This is a genomic window from Flavobacterium sp. S87F.05.LMB.W.Kidney.N (genome assembly GCF_004366435.1).
Taxonomy (GTDB): Bacteria; Bacteroidota; Bacteroidia; order Flavobacteriales; family Flavobacteriaceae; genus Flavobacterium.
Genome location: NZ_SODX01000002.1, coordinates 203,151 through 227,629, shown reverse-complemented (window position 1 = coordinate 227,629; position 24,479 = coordinate 203,151). Strand labels below are relative to the sequence as shown.

The 24,479-nt window shown below is 33.4% G+C and carries 25 protein-coding genes; 20 read left to right on the top strand and 5 right to left on the bottom strand.

Annotated features, from left to right (window positions below):
* Positions 1-99: 99 nt before the first annotated feature.
* From EDB96_RS06850 to EDB96_RS06830, 5 genes are all read right to left on the bottom strand, one after another.
* Positions 100-486 (bottom strand): helix-turn-helix transcriptional regulator, encoded by a 387-nt coding sequence (locus tag EDB96_RS06850; protein WP_134139862.1) that lies wholly within the window; start codon positions 484-486, stop codon positions 100-102.
* 231 nt (positions 487-717) lie between these two features.
* Positions 718-1,122, bottom strand: a complete 405-nt coding sequence (locus EDB96_RS06845) for a hypothetical protein (RefSeq protein WP_057116778.1) — start codon at positions 1,120-1,122, stop codon at positions 718-720.
* Positions 1,123-1,635: 513 nt separating this feature from the next.
* Entirely contained in the window at positions 1,636-2,712 is a 1,077-nt protein-coding gene (cydB, locus tag EDB96_RS06840; RefSeq protein ID WP_057116779.1) for a cytochrome d ubiquinol oxidase subunit II, read from the bottom strand.
* A gap of 2 nt (positions 2,713-2,714) precedes the next feature.
* Positions 2,715-4,061 (bottom strand): cytochrome ubiquinol oxidase subunit I, encoded by a 1,347-nt coding sequence (locus EDB96_RS06835; RefSeq protein ID WP_134139860.1) that lies wholly within the window; start codon positions 4,059-4,061, stop codon positions 2,715-2,717.
* Between the two features lie 224 nt (positions 4,062-4,285).
* The gene (locus tag EDB96_RS06830) at positions 4,286-4,876 is read right to left on the bottom strand and encodes an HD domain-containing protein (RefSeq protein ID WP_134139858.1); all 591 of its coding nucleotides are present in this window, start codon (positions 4,874-4,876) and stop codon (positions 4,286-4,288) included.
* Positions 4,877-5,088: 212 nt separating this feature from the next.
* Here EDB96_RS06830 and EDB96_RS06825 point away from each other — a divergent pair, with 212 nt between their 5' ends.
* From EDB96_RS06825 to EDB96_RS06730, 20 genes are all read left to right on the top strand, one after another.
* Entirely contained in the window at positions 5,089-6,504 is a 1,416-nt protein-coding gene (locus EDB96_RS06825) for an MBL fold metallo-hydrolase (RefSeq protein WP_134139857.1), read from the top strand.
* 93 nt (positions 6,505-6,597) lie between these two features.
* Positions 6,598-7,161 (top strand): YeeE/YedE family protein, encoded by a 564-nt coding sequence (locus EDB96_RS06820; protein ID WP_057116783.1) that lies wholly within the window; start codon positions 6,598-6,600, stop codon positions 7,159-7,161.
* Between the two features lie 10 nt (positions 7,162-7,171).
* On the top strand, positions 7,172-7,651 hold the full coding sequence (locus EDB96_RS06815) for a DUF6691 family protein (protein WP_134139856.1): 480 nt from the start codon (positions 7,172-7,174) through the stop codon (positions 7,649-7,651).
* 491 nt (positions 7,652-8,142) lie between these two features.
* Positions 8,143-9,720, top strand: a complete 1,578-nt coding sequence (locus tag EDB96_RS06810; RefSeq protein ID WP_134139854.1) for a glycerol-3-phosphate dehydrogenase/oxidase — start codon at positions 8,143-8,145, stop codon at positions 9,718-9,720.
* Positions 9,721-10,008: 288 nt separating this feature from the next.
* Positions 10,009-10,467, top strand: a complete 459-nt coding sequence (locus EDB96_RS06805) for a MarR family winged helix-turn-helix transcriptional regulator (RefSeq protein ID WP_057116786.1) — start codon at positions 10,009-10,011, stop codon at positions 10,465-10,467.
* 9 nt (positions 10,468-10,476) lie between these two features.
* Entirely contained in the window at positions 10,477-11,109 is a 633-nt protein-coding gene (locus tag EDB96_RS06800; protein WP_057116787.1) for an NAD(P)H-dependent oxidoreductase, read from the top strand.
* 39 nt (positions 11,110-11,148) lie between these two features.
* Positions 11,149-11,715: a YceI family protein gene (locus EDB96_RS06795; RefSeq protein ID WP_057116788.1), complete on the top strand. Its 567-nt coding sequence runs from the start codon at positions 11,149-11,151 to the stop codon at positions 11,713-11,715.
* A 202-nt stretch (positions 11,716-11,917) separates the two neighbouring features.
* Positions 11,918-13,198, top strand: coding sequence for a hypothetical protein (locus tag EDB96_RS06790; protein WP_134139853.1), 1,281 nt, complete (start codon positions 11,918-11,920; stop codon positions 13,196-13,198).
* A 299-nt stretch (positions 13,199-13,497) separates the two neighbouring features.
* Positions 13,498-14,898 carry an anthranilate synthase component I family protein gene (locus tag EDB96_RS06785; protein ID WP_134139851.1) on the top strand — a complete coding sequence of 467 codons (1,401 nt, stop codon included), beginning with the start codon at positions 13,498-13,500 and terminating at the stop codon, positions 14,896-14,898.
* A 91-nt stretch (positions 14,899-14,989) separates the two neighbouring features.
* Positions 14,990-15,433 (top strand): hypothetical protein, encoded by a 444-nt coding sequence (locus tag EDB96_RS06780; RefSeq protein ID WP_134139850.1) that lies wholly within the window; start codon positions 14,990-14,992, stop codon positions 15,431-15,433.
* Positions 15,434-15,516: 83 nt separating this feature from the next.
* The gene (locus EDB96_RS06775) at positions 15,517-16,083 is read left to right on the top strand and encodes an anthranilate synthase component II (RefSeq protein WP_057116792.1); all 567 of its coding nucleotides are present in this window, start codon (positions 15,517-15,519) and stop codon (positions 16,081-16,083) included.
* A gap of 76 nt (positions 16,084-16,159) precedes the next feature.
* Positions 16,160-17,152 (top strand): anthranilate phosphoribosyltransferase, encoded by a 993-nt coding sequence (gene trpD / locus EDB96_RS06770; protein WP_134139849.1) that lies wholly within the window; start codon positions 16,160-16,162, stop codon positions 17,150-17,152.
* A gap of 20 nt (positions 17,153-17,172) precedes the next feature.
* Positions 17,173-17,958, top strand: coding sequence for an indole-3-glycerol phosphate synthase TrpC (gene trpC / locus EDB96_RS06765; RefSeq protein WP_134139847.1), 786 nt, complete (start codon positions 17,173-17,175; stop codon positions 17,956-17,958).
* 182 nt (positions 17,959-18,140) lie between these two features.
* Positions 18,141-18,752 carry a phosphoribosylanthranilate isomerase gene (locus EDB96_RS06760; protein WP_243839313.1) on the top strand — a complete coding sequence of 204 codons (612 nt, stop codon included), beginning with the start codon at positions 18,141-18,143 and terminating at the stop codon, positions 18,750-18,752.
* 12 nt (positions 18,753-18,764) lie between these two features.
* The gene (trpB, locus tag EDB96_RS06755) at positions 18,765-19,946 is read left to right on the top strand and encodes a tryptophan synthase subunit beta (RefSeq protein WP_057116796.1); all 1,182 of its coding nucleotides are present in this window, start codon (positions 18,765-18,767) and stop codon (positions 19,944-19,946) included.
* 69 nt (positions 19,947-20,015) lie between these two features.
* Entirely contained in the window at positions 20,016-20,336 is a 321-nt protein-coding gene (locus EDB96_RS06750; RefSeq protein WP_057116797.1) for a gamma-glutamylcyclotransferase family protein, read from the top strand.
* A gap of 70 nt (positions 20,337-20,406) precedes the next feature.
* Positions 20,407-21,168, top strand: coding sequence for a tryptophan synthase subunit alpha (gene trpA / locus EDB96_RS06745; protein WP_134139844.1), 762 nt, complete (start codon positions 20,407-20,409; stop codon positions 21,166-21,168).
* A gap of 279 nt (positions 21,169-21,447) precedes the next feature.
* Positions 21,448-22,077, top strand: coding sequence for a TetR/AcrR family transcriptional regulator (locus EDB96_RS06740; protein ID WP_057116799.1), 630 nt, complete (start codon positions 21,448-21,450; stop codon positions 22,075-22,077).
* Complete coding sequence (locus tag EDB96_RS06735; protein WP_057116800.1) at positions 22,067-23,386, top strand: TolC family protein; 1,320 nt, start codon at positions 22,067-22,069, stop codon at positions 23,384-23,386. Before EDB96_RS06740 ends, EDB96_RS06735 begins: the two co-directional genes overlap by 11 nt.
* A gap of 12 nt (positions 23,387-23,398) precedes the next feature.
* Positions 23,399-24,478, top strand: coding sequence for an HlyD family secretion protein (locus tag EDB96_RS06730; RefSeq protein ID WP_057116801.1), 1,080 nt, complete (start codon positions 23,399-23,401; stop codon positions 24,476-24,478).
* Position 24,479: the final 1 nt, after the last annotated feature.

The following is a 24,479-nucleotide window of genomic DNA, read 5'->3' as shown; positions in this document are numbered from 1 at the left end:
TAGATTTTTATTTAAATATTTTGAATTTAGTTTTACTTGTAGAGTAATCTTTGTCAAAGTTATACACTTTGACAAAGATGAAACTAAAAAGTGTATTTCTTAAATCTCTCCAAACCTCTCTTTATAGCGCTCAAGCTCATGTTCTGTTCGGTTGAGAAGTTTTTCCAGAAGTTTGATTTTATCTTCGTAAAGCTCTTTTAAAACCGAAGAATTATCAGCATTTATCAAAATGCTTCCGTTGTTGTTTCCTGTTATTTTATTAAAATTGTTAAAGTATTTATCGTAATCAAAACTAATTATATCCTCTACACTGACATCTAAAATTCTTCCAATTTCAACCAATTTCTCGTAACTCAAAGAAGTCTTCCCTTTTTCAATTTTACTGTAACCTGCTTGTGTTACACCTAATCTTTCTGCCATATATTCCTGAGTATAATTCTTTAACTCTCTAATGTTTTTAATTTTGTTTTTAATTGTTGCGGCCATAATTTTTCTGATTTGGGGTCATGTATAGTTAAAACAGCCAGCCGTTGGTTAAACAGCGTAACTATACTTATTTTTGGGTATTCTAGTATTGCTTCATACTACTAATTTATGAAGCATTGTTTTTTCGTTAATTTTTCCTTTTTGCAATAAATAACTACACATCAAAGCTCCCATTATGAAAACAAAATCATAATGGAAAACATCAAATACAAACATCCTTGAATTTTAAATTTAAGCGGTTCTTCCAATACTTCGCTCAAACTGAAGATCTAAAAAATGATCTATTTGTCTACTTATCAAAACCCGATCCTCTGCCTTGATTTTGGTTCTTATTTTATTTTTGTAAACATCCTTTACAAACACAAAATAGTTAAACTCCGTTTTTTCTCTAAACCAAGCGATTATAACAAGACTGTAACACAAAACTGCGGGAATAATGTAATACACATCTATTATATCAGAGAAAATCATGCAATAATAAGTAACAGCTGTAACGGCAATAAAAACACTATTTTCTAAAAAGTATTTTTTCTTTTTTTTCAGCAGTCCAATCTCTTTTATTTCATCAAATTGATACTGCCAATTTTTAGATTTGTAATGAAATCTAATCTTGTCGCGAAAAATTGTTAAAGACATAATTAATTAGTAGGTAAAAATAGATTTAAAAGTTATAGTAGAAATCATTTTTAAAGAATATTAGGGGAATAATTCTTAGATACGCAATATTAAGCATTAACTTCTTTTTTTTCCTACAATAGAAAATTATAGAATATAACTATAAGTTGTAATTAAATCTTTAATAATAATTTACCCCTTTTATTACTTATAAAATGTCCTGATTTAGGAGATTTATATTTTGGGCGTTTCCTCCGGCCGGGCTATCCGCTTGTATCTTTTCCTTGTTAAAGAAACAAGAAAAAGGATACCGCTCCTATCCCTAACGCAGACTTGATTGAATGATTTTTTTTGGTTTTAAAGATTCTTAACAATTGTCTCCATCTGGAGATAAACAAATTTGAGTCTAGGTTTTAGCCAAACTTTTTATTTGGCTAAAGCCATCTCACCTTTCAATAAAAAAACCTCCAGTTAAAACTGGAGGCAATTCATATAATCAAATAATTAAAATTCGTGAATCCGTATTTATAAAAATCAATGCTCTCCATACCCAATATCATCCATCTTTCCGCTGAAAACACGATATTGAATAACAAAATAAACAATCACTAAAAATAGAGCGATAAAAAACCAGCTCAAACCAGCATTTAATCCGTATTCGTGAGCGGCAGTGTTATAAATCGTTAAGGACGGATTTACTTTGTTGGTTGAAGGCAGCACATTTGGGAAAATAGAAACCGCTGTTGAAGCAAATCCGCCGACTAAAAACAAAGTCGAAAACAGAAATCCGTGACCATCTTTTTTAAACGAACGAACTTTGAATAATCCTAAAATTCCAACAAAAGTCATTAAAGGAAAAAACCATAAAATCGGATTTTCAACAAAATTATGAAATGGTTTAGGCTCGATAAAATGCCAAATCTGCAATGAAATACAAACTAAAACCAGCAAAACAATATTCAAGGCAAAAACTACTTTTTTCAATTTCGGATTCAGAGATGAATTTGTTTTATAAATAATCCAGTTTGCCCCGTGAATAGTTAAAGCTACAGTACTTACAATTCCTAAGAAAAGCGTAAACCAATCAATAATTCCCAGCTCATTGGCCTGCGGACTAAAAGTTGGATTCCACAAAGGCAGAAAGAAAAAATGTGCTTCTTGTGTAGAAACGCCATTCTGCACCATTCCAAGATTGACCCCGCGAACGATATTTCCTAAAGCAATTCCAAAAAACAAAGCCAAAAGCAAACTGGCAATTCCGAAAGCTTTATCCCAAATACTTTCCCACATGGGATGATGCACCTGTCCGCGCATTTCTAACCCAATTGCACGAAAAATCAAGAGCCATAAAATCATAATCAAAGGCAGATAAAATCCACTGAAAGATGATGCGTAAAGTGTTGGAAAAGCAAAAAACAAAACACCTCCAGCCGCAATCAGCCAAACTTCATTAGCATCCCAAAACGGTCCAATTGAGTTTGTAATTACTTTTTTATCTCGCTCTGTATCTGCAAAAAATAAATGAATAATTCCTGCACCAAAATCGTAGCCGTCTAAAACCAGATAAACAGCCAGAATTCCCATTAAAACTACGTACCAAAAAAATTCCATACTTATATTTTTTCTGTTGAAAGTTCCACATGATGCGGTCCTTTATTGATAATTTTTCCAATTAGAAGTAAAAACAACATTCCGAGCAATAAATACAATCCTATAAATCCAAGCAATGTAAACAAAGTATTTCCAGAAGAAACAGTTGGCGAAGCTCCCGCTGTTGTTCTCAGTAAATTATAAACCAGCCAAGGCTGTCTTCCTAATTCAGCCGTGTACCATCCTGTTGTGTTTGCTATATAGGGAAATGGCATCATGAACATTAAGGACCATAAAATCCATTTGGTTTGAAATAATTTTCCTCTAACCAATTGAAAAAGAGAAATTACCATTAAACCGATAAAAACTGTTCCAAGTCCAACCATAATATGATAGGCATAATACAATCCTGAAATATTTGTTGGATGCAGATCTTCTTCAAACTGATCTAAACCTTTAATTTCCTGATCCCAATTTCCGTAAGTCAGGAAACTCAAAATATTAGGAACCGCAATTTTATTATCTAGTTTTTTATCTTTTACGTCGGGCTGACCAATTAAGACAATTTCAGAACCTCTTTTCTCGGTATGAAAAATTCCTTCCATTCCTGCAAAAGTCACCGGCTGGTATTTTACCACATTTTTTGCCAGTAAATCTCCAGTTGGCACAGCCACAATAATACTCGAAATCAATCCGAAAATTACTCCTGTTTTCAAGAACAATTTCCCAAAAGAAACATTCTTTTTACTCAAAATATAAAAAGCCCCGATTCCAGCCACAACAAAAGAACTTGTAACCAAAGAAGCGGCTTGATTATGCAGATAAGACGGCCAAAGCCAAGGATTTAAAAATAAAGCTTTGAAATTGGTTAATACAAATTTTCCGTTTTCTAGAATTTCATAACCCACAGGGTTCTGCATCCAAGAATGTGTGGCAATAATAAGATAACCACTTGCCCAAGAACCAATCATGATTAATACTCCAGTTACAAAATGCCATTTATGTCCGAGGAGTTTTTCTCCAAATAAAAATATTCCGAGAAATGAAGATTCGAGAAAGAAAGAAAACATTCCTTCCATCGCGAGCGTCTGACCAATAATTCCGCCCGTTAATTCAGAGAATTTTGCCCAGTTGGTTCCAAATTGAAACTCCATCGGAATTCCCGTTACAACGCCCATTGCAAAATTCAAGGCGAAGATTTTCATCCAGAAATGGGTGGCGTGATTGTATTGTTCGTTATTGGTTTTTAAGTATTTCCATTTGAAGTAAACAATGATGAGCGAAAGACCCATTGTAAGCTGTGGAAAAAGATAATGAAAAGTAATGGTGAAGGCAAATTGCATTCGATCATAAAAGAGCATTTCTTCCATAATAGGTAATTTGTTTATGAAGTTCCACAAATTTACCCATTAAAACCCGAATTACCCCCTAAAACAAGAGTTTATTTCTAAATTTTTGAACCATATAAGTGATATAAGTTTGATTTAGTTTTTGCGGTAAATTTTTTTAAACTCATAAGTAAAACGCAGCATCTTTGTCAAAGTTTTTCCCTTCAATTTATATTACTTATATCACTTATATGGTTTTAAAAAAATCATTTCTTCAAAATCCCTTTTTCTACACTATCGTTAATCAAACCTTCAGCATAATTCCACAATGATTTTGAACCATTTTTAATTACGCTCTTTTTCTCATAAACCTTATCATACTTCACATCAAATTCTCTCCAAGTTCCGCCATTGTTAGAGGTATTTTGCAATAAAGGTTCTAGACGATCCATCGATTTTGCAAATTTAGCTTCATTGGTTTCACCAGCTTCAAATTCTTCCCAAATAGCAATAAATTCTTCAGCTTGGTTTTTAGGCAGTAAACCAAAGATTCGATTAGCAGCTAATCGTTCTTCATCTGTATTTAAATGATTTTTTACGGTGTCGTACATAAAAACGTCTCCAGCATCAATTTCGACAATGTCATGAATGAGAACCATTTTAACGACTTTTAAAACATCAATCGGCTCATCTGAATGTTCTGCCAAAACAATTGCCATCAATGCCAAATGCCAGCTGTGTTCAGCATCATTTTCGCATCGGTCGCTGTTAAATAACTTTGTTTTACGCTGAATATATTTTACTTTATCAATTTCTTTTATAAAAGCAATTTGATCTAATAAGTCTTTTGTGTTCATAGTAACTGAATATTTTTTTTCTTAAAATGACATTCGTAATATGCAAAATTAGAAGTAAAAGCTTAATTACTCAACTTTAAATCACTTTATATAACCTGTATGATAAAATCAATATTATTTTTTAACAGAAATCAAATTTCTGTAACATTAGTCACCTATTTTCTGAGAAAACAGCAGTACATTTGTATCCCACATATTTTAGATTTCATATCATGAAAATAGAACAAATTTACACCGGATGTCTAGCACAAGGTGCTTATTATATTACTTCAGATGGCGAAGCGGCCATTATCGATCCGCTTAGAGAAATACAGCCTTACTTAGATCGTTTAGAACGCGATGCCGTAAAATTGAAATACATTTTTGAAACACATTTTCACGCCGATTTCGTTTCGGGCCACGTCGATTTAAGTAAAGAAACTGGAGCTCCAATCGTTTACGGACCAAACGCGGCCTGCGAATTTGACTGCATTTCTGCAAAAGACGGACAAGAATTTAAAATCGGAAAAGTGACTATTAAGGTATTGCACACTCCTGGGCATACTATGGAAAGCACCACTTTTTTATTGATTGATGAAAACGGAAAAGATCACGCAATTTTCTCTGGAGATACTTTATTTATTGGAGATGTAGGCCGTCCAGATTTAGCACAAAAAGCTGCGGGAATGACACAAGATCAATTGGCTGGAATTTTATTTCATTCTTTAAGAAATAAAATTATGACTCTGGCTGATGATGTAATTGTTTATCCTGCACATGGCGCTGGAAGTGCCTGCGGAAAAAACATGAGTAAAGAAACTGTTTCGACAATCGGGAACCAAAAAGCAACAAATTATGCTTTGCGTGCCAATATGACCGAAGCTGAATTTATTGAAGAAGTAACGGATGGATTATTGCCTCCTCCTGCCTATTTCAGCATGAACGTTGCCATGAACAAGCAAGGTTACGAAAGTTTTGAATCGGTTTTAAACAACGGAATGAAAGCTATAAATGTAAAAGATTTTGAAGCTGTTGCAGAAGAAACTGGCGCTTTAATTTTGGATACCAGAAGTGCTGCCGATTTTAGCAAAGGATTTATTCCGCAGTCTATTAATATTGGAATCAACGGTGATTTTGCGCCGTGGGTTGGAACTTTAATTGCTAATGTAAAGCAGCCAATCGTATTGGTTACAGCTAATGGAATGGAAGAAGAAACCGTAACACGTTTAAGCCGTGTAGGTTTTGACACGATTATTGGACATTTAGAAGGTGGATTTGAAGCTTGGCAAAATGCAGGTTTTGAAACAGATACCGTAAACCGAATTACAGCTGAACAGTTTGCAAACGAAGTAAATATCGAGACAGATAAAATAATCGATATTCGTAAAGAAACAGAATACGCAGCCGAACATATTGAAGATGCTTACAGCAAACCTTTGGCTTATATTAATGACTGGGTAAAAGACATTAATCCCAATGAGCATTTTTATCTGCATTGCGCCGGCGGTTACCGCAGTATGATTGCTGCTTCTATTTTACAGGCACGCGGATTTAGAAATTTTTCTGAAGTTGAAGGCGGTTTTGGAGCCATTTCAAAAACAAATCTTCCAAAATCAGATTTTGTTTGTCAGAGTAAAGTATTAAAATAATTTAAGATGCTGAGCTACTAAGATTCTAAGGTTCTAAGATTTTCAACCTTTAACTTAGTACCTTAGAATCTTAGCAACTTAGAACCTAAAAAAATGTTAGAAATCATCAAAGAACCATGGCCTTGGTATGTTGCAGGGCCATTGATTGGATTGACTGTTCCAATTTTATTAATTATCGGAAATAAATCTTTCGGGATTAGTTCTTCTCTTCGTCATATTTGCGCGGCTTGTATTCCGTCAAATATTTCGTTTTTTAAGTATGACTGGAAAAAAGAAAGCTGGAATTTATTTTTTGTTTTCGGAATATTTCTTGGCGGTGTAATTGCAGCTTACTTTTTATCGAATCCGAATGCGGTTGTAATTACTCCAGAGCTTTCAGAACAATTGGCAGGTTATGGAATTACAGATCATACTGGTCTAGTTCCTTCGCAATTATTTTCTTGGGAGAGTTTATTAACGCTTCGCGGATTTATTATGATTGTCGTAGGTGGATTTTTAGTTGGTTTCGGAACTCGTTATGCGGGCGGATGTACGAGCGGACACGCAATTATGGGATTATCAAACTTACAATGGCCTTCACTGGTAGCCACAATCTGTTTTATGATTGGCGGCTTTGTAATGTCTCTTTTGATTTTACCTTATATTCTTTCACTTTAAAATTTCAAAAATGAATAATTTAGAAAATAAAAATATAGATAGCGAAGGAATCAACGCAAGTCAGAAAAAAGAAAGCGGTCTATCAAACCTTAAATATTTAATCGTCGGAATCTTTTTCGGGATTGTATTTGTAAAAGCAGAGATTATCAGCTGGTTTCGTATTCAGGAAATGTTTCATCTGCAGTCTTTCTTTATGTATGGCGTAATTGGAAGCGCGGTTGCAGTAGGCGTTGTTTCTGTTTTCATCATTAAAAAATTCAATATCAAAACGCTTCAAGGCGAAAAAATCGAGATTCAGCCTAAAATTTTCAACAAAGGACAAATCTACGGCGGACTTATGTTCGGCTTTGGATGGGCGATTACTGGCGCTTGCCCAGGTCCTCTTTTCGCTCAGATTGGAACTGGCGCAACTGTAATCATCGTTACTTTATTAAGTGCTATTGCAGGAACTTGGTTTTATGGTTTGATTAAAGATAAATTGCCTCATTAAGATTTTGTTTTTTTTTCAGGTTTCATGTTTCAAGTTTCAAGTTTCAAGTTAACTTAACATAACACAAACCCGACAGGTTTTAAAAACCTGTCGGGTTTATTCTTTAAGAAAAGATTCATTCCGTAGGAATGTCTCGTTGATAGAAAATTAAATGTGATTGCTATTTCACGTTCCGTAGGAACGTTTGATACGTTATTTCAAATGCATTATTTTCATAAATCATGTGTCCCTACAGGACACAATGCAAAACCATATTATCATTTGTTACCGACGAAATATTCCTACGGAATAAAAAGATTCGTTTCTTCATAGAACTTCCCATTTCGTTATAGCTTTCACTATCACGCGAAACTTGAAACTTGAAAACCTGAAACCTGAAACTTAAAACTTGAAACCCGAAACAAATAAAAACCAAAAAACTTTTCTTCATCGATTATTAATTTCATTTCGTTAAGTTTGCTTTCGAACAACATTTCCTAGAAAATAAAAACATGAATCGTTCCGAACAGTTATCTCAATTACAAAATACACAAAAATGGGACGTAATCATAATTGGCGGTGGAGCTAGCGGTTTAGGAACTGCAATTGATGCTGCCAGCCGAGGTTATAAAACAATTTTATTAGAAGCTGTAGATTTTGCAAAAGGAACTTCAAGCAGAAGTACAAAACTGGTTCATGGCGGGGTGCGTTATTTGGAACAGGGAAATATTCATTTGGTAAGAGAAGCTTTAAAGGAAAGAGGTTTAATGCTTCAAAATGCCAATCATTTGGTCAAAAATCAATCTTTTGTTATTCCAAATTACCATTGGTTTGGCGGATATTTTTACACTTTCGGTTTAAAAATTTACGATTTATTATCGGGGCGCCTGAGTTTAGGAGGTTCTAAATATCTTTCGAAAAAGAAAACAATTGAATTGCTTCCAAACGTCGAAGAAATCGGATTGAAAAATGGTGTTATTTATCACGATGGTCAATTTGATGATTCTCGTCTAGCAGTTAACATGGCTCAGACTGCTGTGGAGAATGGAGCCTGCGTTTTAAATTATGTAAAAGTTGTCAATTTACTAAAGGACGATAAAAATCAAATAATTGGTGTTCAAGCTCAAGATCTAGAAACCGGAATTAAATATAGTCTCAAAGGTGCTGCCATTATAAACGCAACTGGAGTTTTTACAAACGCTATCATGAAACTCAATGATACAGTTTACAAAAAATATATTGTTCCAAGTCAGGGAATCCATTTAGTATTTGATAAATCTTTCTTGCCAGGTGAAAATGCCTTAATGATTCCGAAAACAAAAGATGGACGAGTTTTGTTTGCTGTTCCGTGGCACAATCATGTTGTTGTGGGAACGACGGATACTTTAATAAAAAAACAAAGTTTAGAACCAATTGCTTTAGAAACTGAAATTCAATTTGTTTTAGAAACAGCACAACGATTCTTAGCCAAAAAACCAACACGAACAGATGTATTATCGGTTTTTGCAGGTTTGCGCCCGTTGGCCGCCCTAAAAGAAGAAGGAAAAAGCACCAAAGAAGTTTCTAGAAGCCATAAAATAATTGTTTCTGAAACTGGGCTTATTACCATTACTGGAGGAAAATGGACAACTTACAGAAAAATTGCCGAAGACCTAATAGACAAAGCTATTAAAACGGGAAAATTAACAAAAAAGGAATGCGTTACTGAGTATCTTTCTATTCACGGAAATAAACCTACAACGTCTCTCGATAGAGAAAATCACCTTTATATATATGGTTCTGATATTCCAAAAATACTCGAATTACAAGAAAACGAGCTGGAGTTAAAAGAAAAACTGCATCCTGATTACGAATTTACAATGGCAGAAGTCGTTTGGGCGATTCGCTATGAAATGGCAAGAACTACTGATGATATATTGGCAAGACGAGTACGATTATTATTCTTAGATGCCAGAGCTGCAATTGAAGCTGCAGAAAAAACGGCAAGAATAATTGCCAAAGAACTTGGTCATGATGAAACTTGGATTACGACAGAAATTGCTAATTTCAAACAAATTGCAAAAGGTTTTCTTTTGTCTGAATTCCAATAAATCGTAAACTCTGATGAATTTGAAAATCTGCTTGCTTAAAAACTATCTTACAAAAGATTATTTGATGTTTTTTCGAGCCATAATTACTTTTTGATTTTAAAAAATCATTAAACAACATTATATCAATAGTTTACACTAAAAAATTATAGTACTTTTATTCTCTGAAAATTATACAATACGTTCTTCGAAAACCGCATTTAAACACATTAACAAAAAATTAACACAACATTTGTATATACAACTATTAAAAGTTCTACATTTGTATATACAAATTATACACTTACGACTATGACAATTGAAGAGGTTATTAAGAGTACGGTTAAGATGGATAATGCGAAAAAAGTTATTCTGAATATCATGTACACGCAGAATGTGATTCAGGATCATTTCAACGAGTTAATTAAACCGTATGATTTATCTGGAGAACAATATAATGTGTTACGTATATTAAGAGGGCAAAAAGGAAAACCTGCCAATATGTGCGTAATACAAGAGCGAATGCTTGCTAAAACAAGCAACACAACGCGGCTGGTAGACAAATTATTATTGAAAGAGTTTGTAACTAGAAATGTTTGTCCGGATAATCGAAGAAAAATTGAAGTTTTGATTACTCAAAAAGGATTAGATGTTTTAAAAGAATTAGATCCGAAAGTAGACGAACATGAGAAAACGTTTGCTGACAATTTAAAGCCAGAGGAATTAACTTTCTTAAATCAATTATTAGAAAAATACAGAACCAATAAATAAATTAATACTATGAGCAATTTCTTAGAAAATCAAAATTGGCGTTATGCAACAAAACAATTTGATGCTTCAAAAAAAATATCATCTGATGATTTAAACACCCTGAAAGAAGCAGTTAGATTAAGCGCTTCTTCTTACGGATTACAACCTTACAAAGTAATTATCGTTGAAAATCCAGAATTAAGAGAGCAATTAAAAGGCGCAGCTTACGGGCAGGCACAAATTACTGATGCTTCTCACCTATTTATTTTTGCTAACGATTTAAACCTTGATGCAGCTTCTGTTGACAAATATATCAACACTATCAGCGAAACAAGAGGTGTTCCTGCAGATGCATTAGGAGGATTCAGCGATATGATGAAAGGTGTAATCTCAAATTTACCTGTAGAAGCAAAACATATTTGGACAGCAAAACAAACGTATTTAGCTTTAGGAAACTTATTAAATGCTGCTGCTGAATTAAAAATTGATGCTACTCCAATGGAAGGTTTCAATGCTGCTAAATTCAACGAAATTTTAGGTTTCGATAAATTAGGTTTAAACGCTTCTGTAATTGCAACTGTAGGTTACAGACACGAAGAAGACAATACACAGCACTTTAAAAAAGTTAGAAAATCTCACGAAGAATTATTTATCACACTATAATTATTTATTAATCAAATTCAAATTTTAATTTTAAAAAACATGAAAAATTTAAAAACTATTGCAATAGCATTATTCGTAGCAGCAGCTGGTATTTCAGTAAACGCTCAAACTAAAAAAATCGACGTAAAAGCGTCTACTATTAAATGGGTAGGTAAAAAAGTAACTGGAGAGCACTCTGGAACTGTAAACTTCAAAGATGGAGCTGTAGTTTTCAAAGGAAAAAAATTAGTTGGTGGTAGTTTTACTGTTGACATGACTTCATTAACTTCAACAGATTTAACTGGAGAATACCAAGGAAAATTAAACGGTCACTTAAAAGCTGATGATTTCTTCGGAACTGAAAAATTCCCAACTTCAAAATTAGTTTTCAAAACTATTGGTGCTAAATCTACTGACGTTTACACTGTAACGGCAGATTTAACTATCAAAGGAATCACTAAACCAGTAACTTTTGATATTACTGTAAAAGGAAACACTGCTACAACTGCTTTCAAAGTTGACAGAACTAAATACGACATTAAATACGGTTCAGGTAGTTTCTTCGAAGGTTTAGGAGACAAAACTATCAATGACGAATTTGAATTGACTGTAGCTTTAAAATTCTAATATTTTAAAACTTACTAATTCAAAAATTGTAATAAACCCCAGCAGTTTGATACTGCTGGGGTTTCTTTTTTCTTTTCAAAATCTTAACGTTCTTAATGGTATAATAACGCTTTCGTAATAAGTATCAGGACTTTGATTAACATTTGGCTTCTAATTTTGGGGAAATTAAAAAAATCAACAACTAGAAATTTAAATCATAGTTATGAAAACAAAATTACGTATTGCCTGTATTCTATTCACTATCAGCTTTTTCGCACAAGCGCAGCAACAGCCAAAAGGAATTATCGGAAATACAAACTGGATGAACAATTGGACGAACTTTAAACCTGCTGCTAACGACTACAATGAAGCTACTAATATAATCGCTGGAAACATTGATAAAGACACCAAATTATTAAAGCGTAATACTTACCATTTAGTAGGTGTGGTTTACGTTACCAATAATGCAACTTTGACAATTGAACCTGGAACTGTAATTCGAGGCGACGACAAAACCTGCGGGACTCTTGTTATTACAACTGGTTCAAAAATTATCGCAGAAGGTCTGGAAACAGATCCCATTATTTTTACATCAGAAAAAGAAATAAACAATAGAAAACCAGGAGATTGGGGCGGAATCATTGTATTAGGAAAAGCTCCAATAAATTCTTTAGGAGGCATGCATACTCTGCCTTTTGATCTAGAAGCAAATTTGAATCATTATGGAGGTACCGATGCTGAAGATAATTCTGGAATTTTAAAATATGTGAGAATCGAATATGCGGGAAGAAAACTGAGTGCTTCAAAAGAATTAAACGGACTTTCTCTTGCAGGTGTTGGAAGAAAAACAATTGTTAGTAATATACAAATTAGTTTTTCAAACGATGATTCTTTCGAATGTTATGGCGGTGATTTGAATATGAGCAATTTAATTTCATACAGAACGACTGATGATGATTTTGATTTTACACAAGGTGCTCAAATTAATATCAGCAATAGTATTGCAATTCGTCATCCGTTTTCTTCGGATATTTCAGGTTCAAGATGTTTTGAGGTAGATTCTTATGAGAAGGTCGCTAATACTGATATGACTAAGAAAATGACCAAAATTAATGCAACCAACATTACATTGGTTAATTTAGAAGAAAACAATCAAGGCTTGGTAAGAGAATCTGCATACATTAAAGAAAATACATTTTTTAATTTAACCAATAGTGTCATTTCTGGATTTTCCCCTTTTGTTTTATTGGAAGGAAATATCGGAAATGGGGAAGCTAATTTGGCTAAAATTACTTTTAAAAATGTTGTTGCTAATAATTGTACTGGTGAAATTGAAAGTGAATCTACAAGTAACAATTCTGGCATAAAAAGCTATTACAGCAATCCTGCAAACGGAATTGAATTTACTAAAATTAAGCTTAATGACTTATTTGCGCTTCCTAATATCAAAGGAAATCCAGATTTTAGGTTAAATGTAAACAACACAATAGCAATTGGGAATTAAAGAGTTACCATAGTATATTTGATCAAAATTTAACAAAATTTGCATTTTCGAAAAGATTTTTTTCAAATTTTATGTACTTCAATTCAAATTACATTTATATCTTTGTCACAACAAAAACAGAAATGAGAACAATATTAAACAATACTTGGTGGTGGAACAATTTACGTCAGACGTCGTGAACAAAGCTTCCTATGGTATTGTAAAACTATAAAATATAAAAGGCTTGTCATCACGACAAGCCTTTTTTTTTGGTCAAAATTTAAAATAAAAAAACAACGAACTAAATAAAACTATACATTTTGAAACCTTTTATTCTTAATACACATTACAAACAAATTCTGGCAGATACGGTTACTCCAGTAAGTATTTATTTTAAAATTAGAGATAAATTCCCGAACAGTTTACTATTGGAAAGTAGTGATTATCACGGAAATGACAACAGTTTCTCTTACATCTGCTGTAATCCGATTGCTACTATAAAAATTGAAAACGAAGTTATCTCTAAAACTTTTCCTGACGGAACTTCAGAAAAAATCAATATTGATGCTTCTACAAATATTCCGCAGGTCATTCAGGAATTTTCAAGTCAGTTTAAATCTGAAAAAAACGATTTTAAATTCATCAACAATGGTTTATTTGGATACATTTCTTATGATGCTGTTCGTTATTTTGAAAAGGTTTCTATTGCGAAAAAAGACAATGCAACTGCAATTCCAGATATTTTTTATGCCGTTTATCAAAACATCATTGCGATCAACCACTTTAAAAATGAAGCATATATTTTCTGCCACAGTTTAGACGGGAAAAATAACATTGCCGAAATCGAACAATTATTACAATCTAGAAATATTGCTTCATACAAATTTGCAAAAGAAGGCGAAGGATTTTCAAATTTAACTGATGAAGAATTTAAAGAAAATGTTGCTTTAGCAAAAAAGCACTGTTACAGAGGTGATGTATTTCAATTGGTTTTATCTCGCCGATTTACACAAGGTTTTAAAGGTGATGAATTCAACGTTTACAGAGCTTTAAGAAGCATTAACCCTTCTCCATATTTATTTTTCTTTGACTATGGAGATTTCAAAATATTCGGTTCTTCGCCAGAAGCACAGATTATCGTAAAAGACAGAAAAGCTGAGATTCATCCAATCGCTGGAACTTTCAAAAGAACGGGAGATGATGAACGTGATGCTCTTTTGGCCAAAGAACTTTCTGAAGATAAAAAAGAAAACAGCGAACACGTAATGTTAGTCGATTTGGCTAGAAATGATTTAAGCCGAAACGGACACGACGTAAATGTTGAAAAATATAGAGAAGTTCAGTTCTTCTCGCATGTAATTCACTTAGTTTCAAAAGTTACTGGACATTTACACGACAAAGCAACAACAATGCAGGTCGTTGCTGATACTTTTCCAGCAGGAACATTAAGCGGTGCTCCAAAACACAGAGCTATGCAGTTAATTGAAGACTGCGAAAAAACCAATCGTAATTTTTACGGAGGCGCAATAGGTGTTATGGATTTTGACGGAAATTTTAACCACGCAATTATGATTAGAACTTTCCTTTCTAAAAATCACCAACTGCATTGTCAAGCTGGTGCTGGAATTGTGGCAAGTTCAGACGAAGAAAGTGAAATGCAGGAAGTTTATAATAAATTAAGAGCTTTAAATACGGCGTTGGAAATGGCAGAGAAAATTTAGTCATCAGTGTTCAGTTTTCAGTCGCAGAACTTGAAACCTGAAACTTTAAACAATTAACAACAAACCACAAACCATAAACTATCAATAATCCATGAAAAAAGTAATTTCAATTTTAATTTTAATCATTAGCATTACAGCTTGTAATTCCGAAAAAAAGCAAAATTCTATTGAAGGAACCTGGCGTCTTATTTCTGCTGAAACGACAGAGAAAGATTCTACTTTTTCGACTTTCAATGCAAACACAAAAATGATTAAAATTATAAATGACAGTCATTTTGCTTTTTTAAATCATGATTTGAAAAACGGAAAAGATTCTACAACAGCCGTATATTTTGCAGGAGGAGGAAAATATACTTTGAAAGACAGTATTTATACCGAAAACCTAGAATATTTTAATAACCGTGATTGGGAAAATGGCAAATTTGAATTTGTAGTAAAAATTCAAAACGACACTTTAATACAAAAAGGTGTTGAGAAAGTAGAAAAATTAGGAATCAATCGAATTATTACAGAAAAATACGTTCGAGAAAAATAAAATTGGTTTCAAGTTTCAGGTTTCAAGTTTCAAGTTATTGGAACGTGAAACTTGAAACATAGAAAACCTGAAACAAAAAAGACATGAAAAAAATACTAGTTATAGACAATTACGATAGTTTCACTTACAATTTAGTGCACTATTTAGAAGATTTAAACTGCGAAGTAACGGTTTACAGAAACGACGAATTTGATATTGATGAAATCGCATCTTTTGATAAAATTTTACTTTCTCCAGGACCTGGAATTCCAGATGAAGCGGGTTTACTAAAAGCTGTAATCGAAAAATACAGTCCAACGAAAAGTATCCTTGGCGTTTGTTTAGGACAACAGGCAATTGGAGAAGTATTTGGCGGAACACTTTCAAATCTTGACAAAGTATATCACGGCGTTGCAACAAATGTAAAAACAGTCGTTTCAGACGAAATTTTGTTTGAAGGTTTAGGTAACGAATTTGAAGTAGGAAGATATCATTCTTGGGTTGTAGACAGCAATTTACCAGAAGATTTAGAAGCAACTTCAGTAGACGAAAATGGACAAATTATGTCTCTTAGACACAAAAACTATGATGTAAGAGGTGTTCAGTTTCATCCAGAGAGTGTTTTAACACCAAACGGAAAAAGGATTTTAGAGAATTGGATTAAGAGTTAGTTTTTCAGCCTCAGTATTCAGTCCCAGTTTACAACGTAGAACCTTAATCCCTTAGCAACTTAGAATCTTAAAAAAAATGAAAACTATATTAAACAAATTAATCAATCATGAAGTGCTTTCTAAAGAAGAAGCAAAAAACGTATTGATTAATATCTCAAGCGGTCAATACAATCCAAGCCAGATTTCGGCATTTTTGACAGTTTTTATGATGCGAAGCATAACAATCGATGAGCTTTCAGGCTTTCGTGAAGCTTTATTAGAATTATGTATTCGTGTCGATTTATCAGCCTATAATACAATAGATTTATGCGGAACGGGCGGTGACGGAAAAGACACTTTCAACATTTCAACTCTAGCCTCTTTTGTTTCTGCTGGAGCTGGAATTAAAATTGCCAAACACGGAAATTACGGAGTTTCATCGATCTCAGGATCAAGCAATGTGATGGAAAAAATGGGAATTAAATTCAGCAACGATCCTTCGTTTTTAGAGAAATGTATCGATCAAGCCGGAATTTGTGTTTTGCACGCTCCCCTATTTCACCCAGCGATGAAAAATGTTGGACCAATTAGAAAAGAACTGGCCGTAAAAACATTTTTTAATATGCTAGGGCCAATGGTAAATCCTTCATTTCCAAAAAATCAATTGGTTGGGGTTTTCAATTTAGAGCTGGCAAGAATGTATGCATATTTATATCAAAACACCGATGTGAATTTTACGATTCTGCATTCCCTTGACGGATATGATGAAATCTCCTTAACTGGCCCTACCAAAACCATTTCTAACCACATGGAAGGAATGCTGAAACCAGAAGATTTTGGTGTTCACCTTTTATCACAAAGTGAAATTGAAGGCGGAAAAACCATCGAGGAATCAGCTGATATGTTTATCAATATCATTTCAGGAAAAGGAACTGAAGCACAAAACAATGTAGTTTTAGCGAATGCTGCAATGGCAATCGCAACGGTTACAAAATGCTCTCCAAAAGAAGGTTTTGAACTGGCAAAAGAAAGTTTGTTATCCGGAAAAGGACATCAAGCTCTTAAAAAATTACAACAACTATCTCTTTAAAAAACTTAGCATCTTTAAAAATGAACATTTTAGATAAAATAATAGTAGACAAAAAAAGAGAAGTCATTCTAAAAAAATCAATCATACCAGTTTCTCAATTGGAAGCTTCTGTATTTTTTGGAAAACAAACTATTTCTCTGAGTCAGAAATTAAAAGAAAGCAATTCTGGAATTATTGCCGAACACAAACGCCGTTCTCCTTCAAAATCAATCATTAACAATAATTTTACTGTTGAAGAAGTAGTAAAAGGCTACGAAAATGCAGGCGCTTGCGGAATTTCAGTTTTAACAGACGGAAAATACTTTGGTGGTTCTCTAGACGATTTGCTTTTGGCTAGAGCATCGGTAAGTATTCCGCTTTTGCGAAAAGAATTTATTGTAGACGAATATCAGATTTTAGAAGCAAAAGCTCACGGGGCAGATTTAATTCTTTTGATCGCTGCTGTTTTAACCAGAGAAGAAATCAAATCATTATCTGAATTTGCCAAAAAATTAGATTTAGAAGTTTTACTAGAAGTTCACAATCAAGAAGAACTGGAAAAATCGATTATGCCAACTTTAGACATGATTGGTGTAAATAACCGAAATCTAAAAACATTTGAAGTAAGTTTAGATTTCAGTAAAGAATTGGCATCGCAAATTCCAAACGATTTTGTAAAAGTTTCAGAAAGCGGTATTTCATCAATCGAAGCCATCCAAGAATTAAAGCCTTATGGCTACAAAGGTTTTTTAATTGGAGAAAACTTCATGAAAACCGACAACGCTGGAGTGGCTGCAACAGAATTTATTAAACAATTAAATATATGAAGGTTTGCCACAAATTATACTAATTAGCACGAATTTTATTAGTGAAAATTCGTGTAATTCGTGGCAAAAAATAATAAAAAGCCTTTGCGAACTTATCGCTTTAAGCATAATCAAAATTAAAAAACCTTAGCGCACTTTGCGGTAAAAAACACACAACTGTAATGAAACTCAAAATATGCGGCATGAAATACCCCGAAAACATCCTCGAAGTAGGCGCACTCCTACCCGATTATATGGGATTTATTTTCTGGGAAAAATCCGCACGATACTTTAACGGAGAAATTCCGGAACTGATAAAAACAATTAAAAAAGTAGGCGTTTTTGTCAATCAAAGCCAAGAAGAAATTCTGGAAAAAGTAACAAAATACAATTTACAAGCCGTTCAATTACACGGAAATGAATCTGTTGAATTTTTATCAGAATTAAAAAAACAACTGCCAAAAAAAATCGAAATTATAAAAGTATTTTCGGCTGATGAAAACTTTGATTTTGAAATTATTAAACCTTTTGAAAGTGTCTGCGATTATTTTCTTTTTGATACCAAAGGCAAATTACCAGGCGGCAACGGCACCACTTTCGACTGGACTATATTAAAAAAATACAATTCTGATAAACCTTTCTTTTTGAGTGGCGGAATTGGAATTAACGAATTAAAAGCCATTGAAGAAATTTCAAAAAGTAAATTACCTATTTATGCTGTTGATGTAAATAGTAAATTTGAAATCGAACCAGGGCTGAAAAACAGAAATCTATTTAGCAACTTCAAACGCAAATTTGATATTGCCAACTTTTAAACTTTAAATAAAATGAGTTTTAACGTCAACGAAAAAGGATATTACGGAGAATTTGGAGGAGCCTATATTCCTGAAATGCTCTATCCAAATGTAGAAGAATTACGTCAAAAATACCTTAGTATAATGGACGAACCGGATTTTAAAGCCGAATTCAACCAATTGCTAAAAGATTATGTTGGGAGACCAAGTCCGTTGTATTTTGCAAAACGTTTATCTGAAAAATACAACACCAAAGTCTACTTAAAAAGAGAAGATTTAAATCATACCGGAGCACACAAAGTCAACAATACAATCGGGCAGATTTTACTGGCAAAACGTTTGGGCAAAAAAAGAATTATTGCCGAAACTGGTGCTGGCCAGCACGGTGTAGCAACAGCAACTGTTTGTGCCTTAATGGGAATTGAATGTATCGTTTATATGGGTGAAATTGACATTGCGCGCCAGGCACCAAACGTTGCCCGTATGAAAATGTTAGGCGCTGAAGTTCGCCCAGCACTTTCGGGCTCAAGAACACTTAAAGACGCTACAAACGAAGCCATTCGTGACTGGATCAATAATCCTGTAGATACACATTATATTATCGGATCTGCGATTGGACCTCATCCTTATCCAGATATGGTAACGCGTTTTCAGAGTATTATCTCAGAAGAAATTAAATGGCAGTTAAAAGAAAAAGAAGGCCGCGAAAACCCTGATTACGTAGTAGCTTGTATTGGCGGCGGAAGTAACGCAGCGGGAACGTATTATCACTTTTTACACGAACCAGAAGTTGGCATTATTGCTGTTGAAGCTGCTGGGAAAGGTGTTGACAGCGGACATAGCGCTGCAACGAGTAAATTAGGAAAAGTAGGCGTTATTCACGGCTGTAAAACTTTGCTAATGCAGACTGCAGACGGACAAATTACTGAACCTTATTCTATTTCAGCAGGATTAGATTATCCTGGAGTGGGGCCAATGCATGCACACTTAGCCAAAAGCGGACGTGGTGAATTTTTCTCGGTAACCGATGATGATGCGATGAATGCAGGTTTACAACTGACAAAATTAGAGGGAATTATTCCGGCAATCGAAAGTGCGCATGCCTTTGCAGTTTTAGATCAGAAAAAATTTAAACCTACAGATATTGTGGTTATCAGCCTTTCTGGACGTGGTGACAAAGATTTAGATAATTATATAGATTACTTTAAATTGTAATAAAAATTGTAATTTGGACGTTCCAATCCGATATCCAAACTCAAACAAATAAAGAGAAAAATCATAATTATGGAACTATTATTCTCATACGGAACATTAAGATCGAAACAAATTCAAATGCAGATTTTCAATAAAGTTTTAAACGGAACTCAAGATCAAATACTGGGTTTCAAATTAAAAAGTTTGCAGATAGAAGAAGAATTTGGAATGGCAGATTATGTCGTTGCAGTGCCAAGTGAAAATCTGGAAGACATTATCCATGGTGCTGTCTTTGAGGTTACTAATACAGAATTATTAAAAGTTGATCAATTCGAATCTAATTCATATAAAAGAGTCCAAGTCAAACTAAAGTCAGGAAGAATGGCATGGGTTTATACAGAAAATAAATAATCGATAAATATTACGATAAAAAATACGTAACCGGTTTTTTGCAAACCTGTTAGGACAAAAACACACACTAATGAACAGAATAAATCAGAAATTACAAGAAGATAAAAAAATACTCTCGATCTATTTTTCTGCAGGATATCCGAACTTAAATGATACCGTGCAGATTATTGAAGATTTAGAAAAAAATGGAGTTGACTTAATTGAAATTGGACTTCCCTTCAGTGATCCTTTGGCAGATGGACCAACCATTCAGGCAAGTTCTACACAGGCTCTTCATAACGGAATGACTACTCAAATTCTATTCGATCAGCTGAAAAACATCCGCGAAAGCGTAAAAATTCCATTGATTATTATGGGATATTTTAATCCTATGTTACAATATGGTGTTGAAGCTTTTTGTAAAAAATGTGCTGAAATTGGAATAGATGGTTTAATTATTCCAGATCTTCCAGTAGATGTTTATGCAGATGAATACAAAGCTATTTTTGAAAAATACGGATTAATTAATGTGTTTTTAATTACGCCTCAGACTTCAGATGAACGCATTCGTTTTATTGACAGTGTTTCGAACGGATTTATTTATATGGTAAGTTCTGCAAGCGTTACAGGATCACAATCTGGTTTTGGAAATGTTCAGGAAGATTATTTCGAAAGAATCGCAAATCTAAATTTGAAAAACCCTCAAATTGTAGGTTTCGGAATTTCAAATAAAGAAACTTTTAATCAGGCCACAAAATATGCAAAAGGCGCTATTATTGGAAGTGCTTTTATTAAACATCTGAGTGAAAAAGGTAGTGGGAAAATTGAAGATTTTGTTGGAGCGATTCGATAATTATCTAAACTAAAAATTCTGTTTGTCATTCCGATGAAGGAGTAATTTCATTAGAAATTCCAGTTCTAAAGTCGCCAATTTTTGTCACATTACGAGTAAGATTCCTCCATCGGCAGAATGAAAAATAAAACTAATACAGCTGAAATACTTGGTATTTCAGCTTTTTTTTTTGCTCAAATTTATCGAAACCGTTTTATGTTAATGTTATGTTAAAATAAAATTAAACAAGCGTTTAAATTAAACAACTGTTTAATTTTGCATCCGATTAGAAACAATATCATGTCACAGATCGAATTAAACGATAAAAAAATTCAGATTCTTAATGTTGCTGAAAAGCTATTTTCTGAGAAAGGATTTGAGGGGACATCAATACGGGATATTTCCAAAGAGGCAAAAATTAATATTGCCATGGTTTCGTATTATTTTGGTTCAAAAGAAAGACTTCTAGAAGCTTTGATTTTTTACAAAACTGTTGATTTAAAATTACAACTCGAAAATTTATTACAGGAAAACCTTGAACCTCTTGAAAAAGTCAATAAATTAATCGAAATTTACATTAACAGAATTTGCCTTAACAAAGGGATTTACAGAGTTTTACATTTTGAACTTAATAATAAAAAAAGAGAAAAGAGCCTAAATGCGTTTACAGAACTTAAAAAAGGAAATTTAAAATCTGTTGAAAGTATTATCAAACAGGGTCAGACTCAGGGTGTTTTTAGAAAAGATATTAATATTCAACTAATTACACCAACTATTATTGGAACCTTCTTTCACTTCCATATGAACCGATCTTTCTTCGAAGAATTATTGGATTTAAAAACAGAAGAAATGTTTAACAATTACATTAAAAACGATCTCACAAAGCACATTCAACAAACTATAAAAGCGCTACTTGTTTATGAAAATTAGTCAATTAATGCTCTTTGGAGTTTTCTTTATAGGAATATCTTCAATTGAAGCACAAGAAAAAACAAGTTTAACCTTAGACGAAGCCGTGAAAATGGCCTGGGAAAAGAGTAACGAAGTTACGCTTGCCAATACTAAGGTAAACACAAAAAAGTATGAATTACAAACGGTTAAGAATAACCAATATCCAGATTTAAAAATTTCTGGGCAATATCAACGTCTTACAAAAGCTTCGATTGATTTGCCAAATCAAGGTGAAGGTGCTTCTTTGGCTTCTCCAGACCGCGCAATGATAGGAATGGCGAATTTAAGCTTACCTCTTTTTGCTGGATTTAAAATTCAAAACAGCATTGAAGCTTACGATAAATTGTACGAAGCTGAAAGTGCTAACGCTGAGAAAACAAAAGAAGATGTTGCTTTAAGGGTTATTACCTATTATACTGCTCTATACAAAGCACAAAAAACTTTAGATGCTCTAAATGAGAATCAAAAAAGCGCTAAACAACGTGTTACTGATTTCATTGAATTGGAAAAAAACGGAATTATTCCGAGAAATGATTTATTGAAAGCGCAATTATTAGTTTCAAAGACACAATTATCAATCGATGAAGCTAATAATAATATCACTAACATTAATTATTATTTAACGACAATACTTAAATTAGATCCATCTGTAAAGATTGAGGTAAATGAAGAAGATTTCTTCAACTTGAAAACAACCAACGCACCTACATCTGATGCTATGGCTCTTGAAAACAGAAAAGATCTTGAAGCAATTCGTTTACAGCAAAAAGCTTCAGAAGCTAATATCAAGATTGCAAAAGCAGCTTATTACCCAACTCTTTCATTGTTGGGAGGTTATACCGCTTTAGATCTTAAAGATATTATAACTGTAAAATATGCTATGAATTTTGGTTTAGGTTTATCTTATGATTTATCTGGAATTCTAAAAAACAGCGCACATGTTAAAGAAGCAGAAAGCAGAGCTTTAGAAGTTAAAAATACCGAAGCTATTATGACGGATCGCATTAAAGTTGAAGTTCAAAAATCTCTTGAAGACTATGACTTGGCAATCAATCAAAGTGTAGTTTATGACGAAGCACTTCAACAAGCAGCTGAAAATTACAGACTTGTAAAAGATAAATTCGATAATGGGTTGGCAGATACCAATGACTTGGTAGAAGCTGATGTTGAGCAATTAAGCGCAAAAATAAATACAGCTGTATCAAAAGCGACAATTATTCAAAAATATTACGAACTACTTTCAGTATCAGGACAATTATCACAATCATTCAATCTTTCTAAAATATAATCGATATCTCTCATGGAAAAGAAAAAGACAAATAAAAAATTCATCATCATACTAACCGTTTTGGTTTTAGTGGGAGGAACTTACGGAATATCAAAATACATGCACTCATTGGCTCACGAAGAAACAGATGATGCTCAAATTGAGAAAAAAATGAACCCGATTATCCCAAGAGTTTCTGGGTATATCAGCAAAGTATATGTGAAAGATAATGATTATGTAAAAAAAGGAGATACTTTATTTACTATCGACAAGAGAGATTATCAGTTAAAAATTGATGAAGCTAATGCTGCTTTATTAGGTGCTGAAGGTCAATACGAAGCTGCAAAAGCTGATATCGGAAGTGCATACGCAAGTATTTCAGTTTCTGATGCTCAAATGAGATCTGCAGGTGGTTCTATCGAAAGTGCAAAAATTAGATTGAGACAGCTTACAAACGATTACAACCGTTACAATAACTTGTACAAAACTCATACTATTACAAAACAACAATATGAGCAGGCTTTAACTGCAAAAGAAGAGGCTGAAAACCAAGTACGTGTTTTAGAACAACAACAAAGAGCAAGTTCTTACCAAAAATCAGTTATTCAGTCAAAATCTAAAGTTTCTGACAAACAAACAGAAGTTGCGGCAGCAAACATCAAAAAAGCTAAAACAATGTTAGATGTTGCTCACTTAAATCTTTCTTATACAGTGGTAACTGCAGCTATTGATGGTCAAGTTTCTAAAGTTGATATCCAGCCAGGACAATTGGTTCAGCCAGGACAATCTTTATTCTACATTATCAATAATAATGAAGCTTGGGTTGTAGCTAATTTTAAAGAAACACAATTAAACAAAATGGTTGTGGGACAAAAAGTAAGCTTAAAAGTTGATGCGTATCCAAATTATGAGTTTAAAGGAACTGTAACTTCATTCTCTCCTGCTACAGGATCTCGTTTTTCATTGTTACCTCCTGATAATGCAACAGGAAACTTCGTAAAAACAATTCAAAGATTACCAGTAAAAATTAGTTTAGACCAATCAAACGATCCTGAGAAAGTAAAACTTTTAAGACCAGGAATGAATGTTGATGTAGACGTACATTTAAAATAAA

Excerpts from the sequence above, each read along its gene's own strand:
- EDB96_RS06740 (WP_057116799.1), top strand. The coding sequence starts at position 21,448 with ATGTCACAGATCGAATTAAACGATAAAAAAATTCAGATTCTTAATGTT.
- EDB96_RS06805 (WP_057116786.1), top strand. The coding sequence starts at position 10,009 with ATGACAATTGAAGAGGTTATTAAGAGTACGGTTAAGATGGATAATGCG.
- trpB (WP_057116796.1), top strand. The coding sequence starts at position 18,765 with ATGAGTTTTAACGTCAACGAAAAAGGATATTACGGAGAATTTGGAGGA.
- EDB96_RS06820 (WP_057116783.1), top strand. The coding sequence starts at position 6,598 with ATGTTAGAAATCATCAAAGAACCATGGCCTTGGTATGTTGCAGGGCCA.
- EDB96_RS06815 (WP_134139856.1), top strand. The coding sequence starts at position 7,172 with ATGAATAATTTAGAAAATAAAAATATAGATAGCGAAGGAATCAACGCA.
- EDB96_RS06835 (WP_134139860.1), bottom strand. The coding sequence starts at position 4,061 with ATGGAAGAAATGCTCTTTTATGATCGAATGCAATTTGCCTTCACCATT.
- EDB96_RS06800 (WP_057116787.1), top strand. The coding sequence starts at position 10,477 with ATGAGCAATTTCTTAGAAAATCAAAATTGGCGTTATGCAACAAAACAA.
- EDB96_RS06790 (WP_134139853.1), top strand. The coding sequence starts at position 11,918 with ATGAAAACAAAATTACGTATTGCCTGTATTCTATTCACTATCAGCTTT.
- EDB96_RS06825 (WP_134139857.1), top strand. The coding sequence starts at position 5,089 with ATGAAAATAGAACAAATTTACACCGGATGTCTAGCACAAGGTGCTTAT.
- cydB (WP_057116779.1), bottom strand. The coding sequence starts at position 2,712 with ATGGAATTTTTTTGGTACGTAGTTTTAATGGGAATTCTGGCTGTTTAT.
- trpC (WP_134139847.1), top strand. The coding sequence starts at position 17,173 with ATGAACATTTTAGATAAAATAATAGTAGACAAAAAAAGAGAAGTCATT.
- EDB96_RS06845 (WP_057116778.1), bottom strand. The coding sequence starts at position 1,122 with ATGTCTTTAACAATTTTTCGCGACAAGATTAGATTTCATTACAAATCT.
- EDB96_RS06730 (WP_057116801.1), top strand. The coding sequence starts at position 23,399 with ATGGAAAAGAAAAAGACAAATAAAAAATTCATCATCATACTAACCGTT.
- EDB96_RS06760 (WP_243839313.1), top strand. The coding sequence starts at position 18,141 with ATGAAATACCCCGAAAACATCCTCGAAGTAGGCGCACTCCTACCCGAT.
- EDB96_RS06810 (WP_134139854.1), top strand. The coding sequence starts at position 8,143 with ATGAATCGTTCCGAACAGTTATCTCAATTACAAAATACACAAAAATGG.
- EDB96_RS06850 (WP_134139862.1), bottom strand. The coding sequence starts at position 486 with ATGGCCGCAACAATTAAAAACAAAATTAAAAACATTAGAGAGTTAAAG.
- EDB96_RS06780 (WP_134139850.1), top strand. The coding sequence starts at position 14,990 with ATGAAAAAAGTAATTTCAATTTTAATTTTAATCATTAGCATTACAGCT.
- trpD (WP_134139849.1), top strand. The coding sequence starts at position 16,160 with ATGAAAACTATATTAAACAAATTAATCAATCATGAAGTGCTTTCTAAA.
- trpA (WP_134139844.1), top strand. The coding sequence starts at position 20,407 with ATGAACAGAATAAATCAGAAATTACAAGAAGATAAAAAAATACTCTCG.
- EDB96_RS06775 (WP_057116792.1), top strand. The coding sequence starts at position 15,517 with ATGAAAAAAATACTAGTTATAGACAATTACGATAGTTTCACTTACAAT.
- EDB96_RS06735 (WP_057116800.1), top strand. The coding sequence starts at position 22,067 with ATGAAAATTAGTCAATTAATGCTCTTTGGAGTTTTCTTTATAGGAATA.
- EDB96_RS06830 (WP_134139858.1), bottom strand. The coding sequence starts at position 4,876 with ATGAACACAAAAGACTTATTAGATCAAATTGCTTTTATAAAAGAAATT.
- EDB96_RS06795 (WP_057116788.1), top strand. The coding sequence starts at position 11,149 with ATGAAAAATTTAAAAACTATTGCAATAGCATTATTCGTAGCAGCAGCT.
- EDB96_RS06750 (WP_057116797.1), top strand. The coding sequence starts at position 20,016 with ATGGAACTATTATTCTCATACGGAACATTAAGATCGAAACAAATTCAA.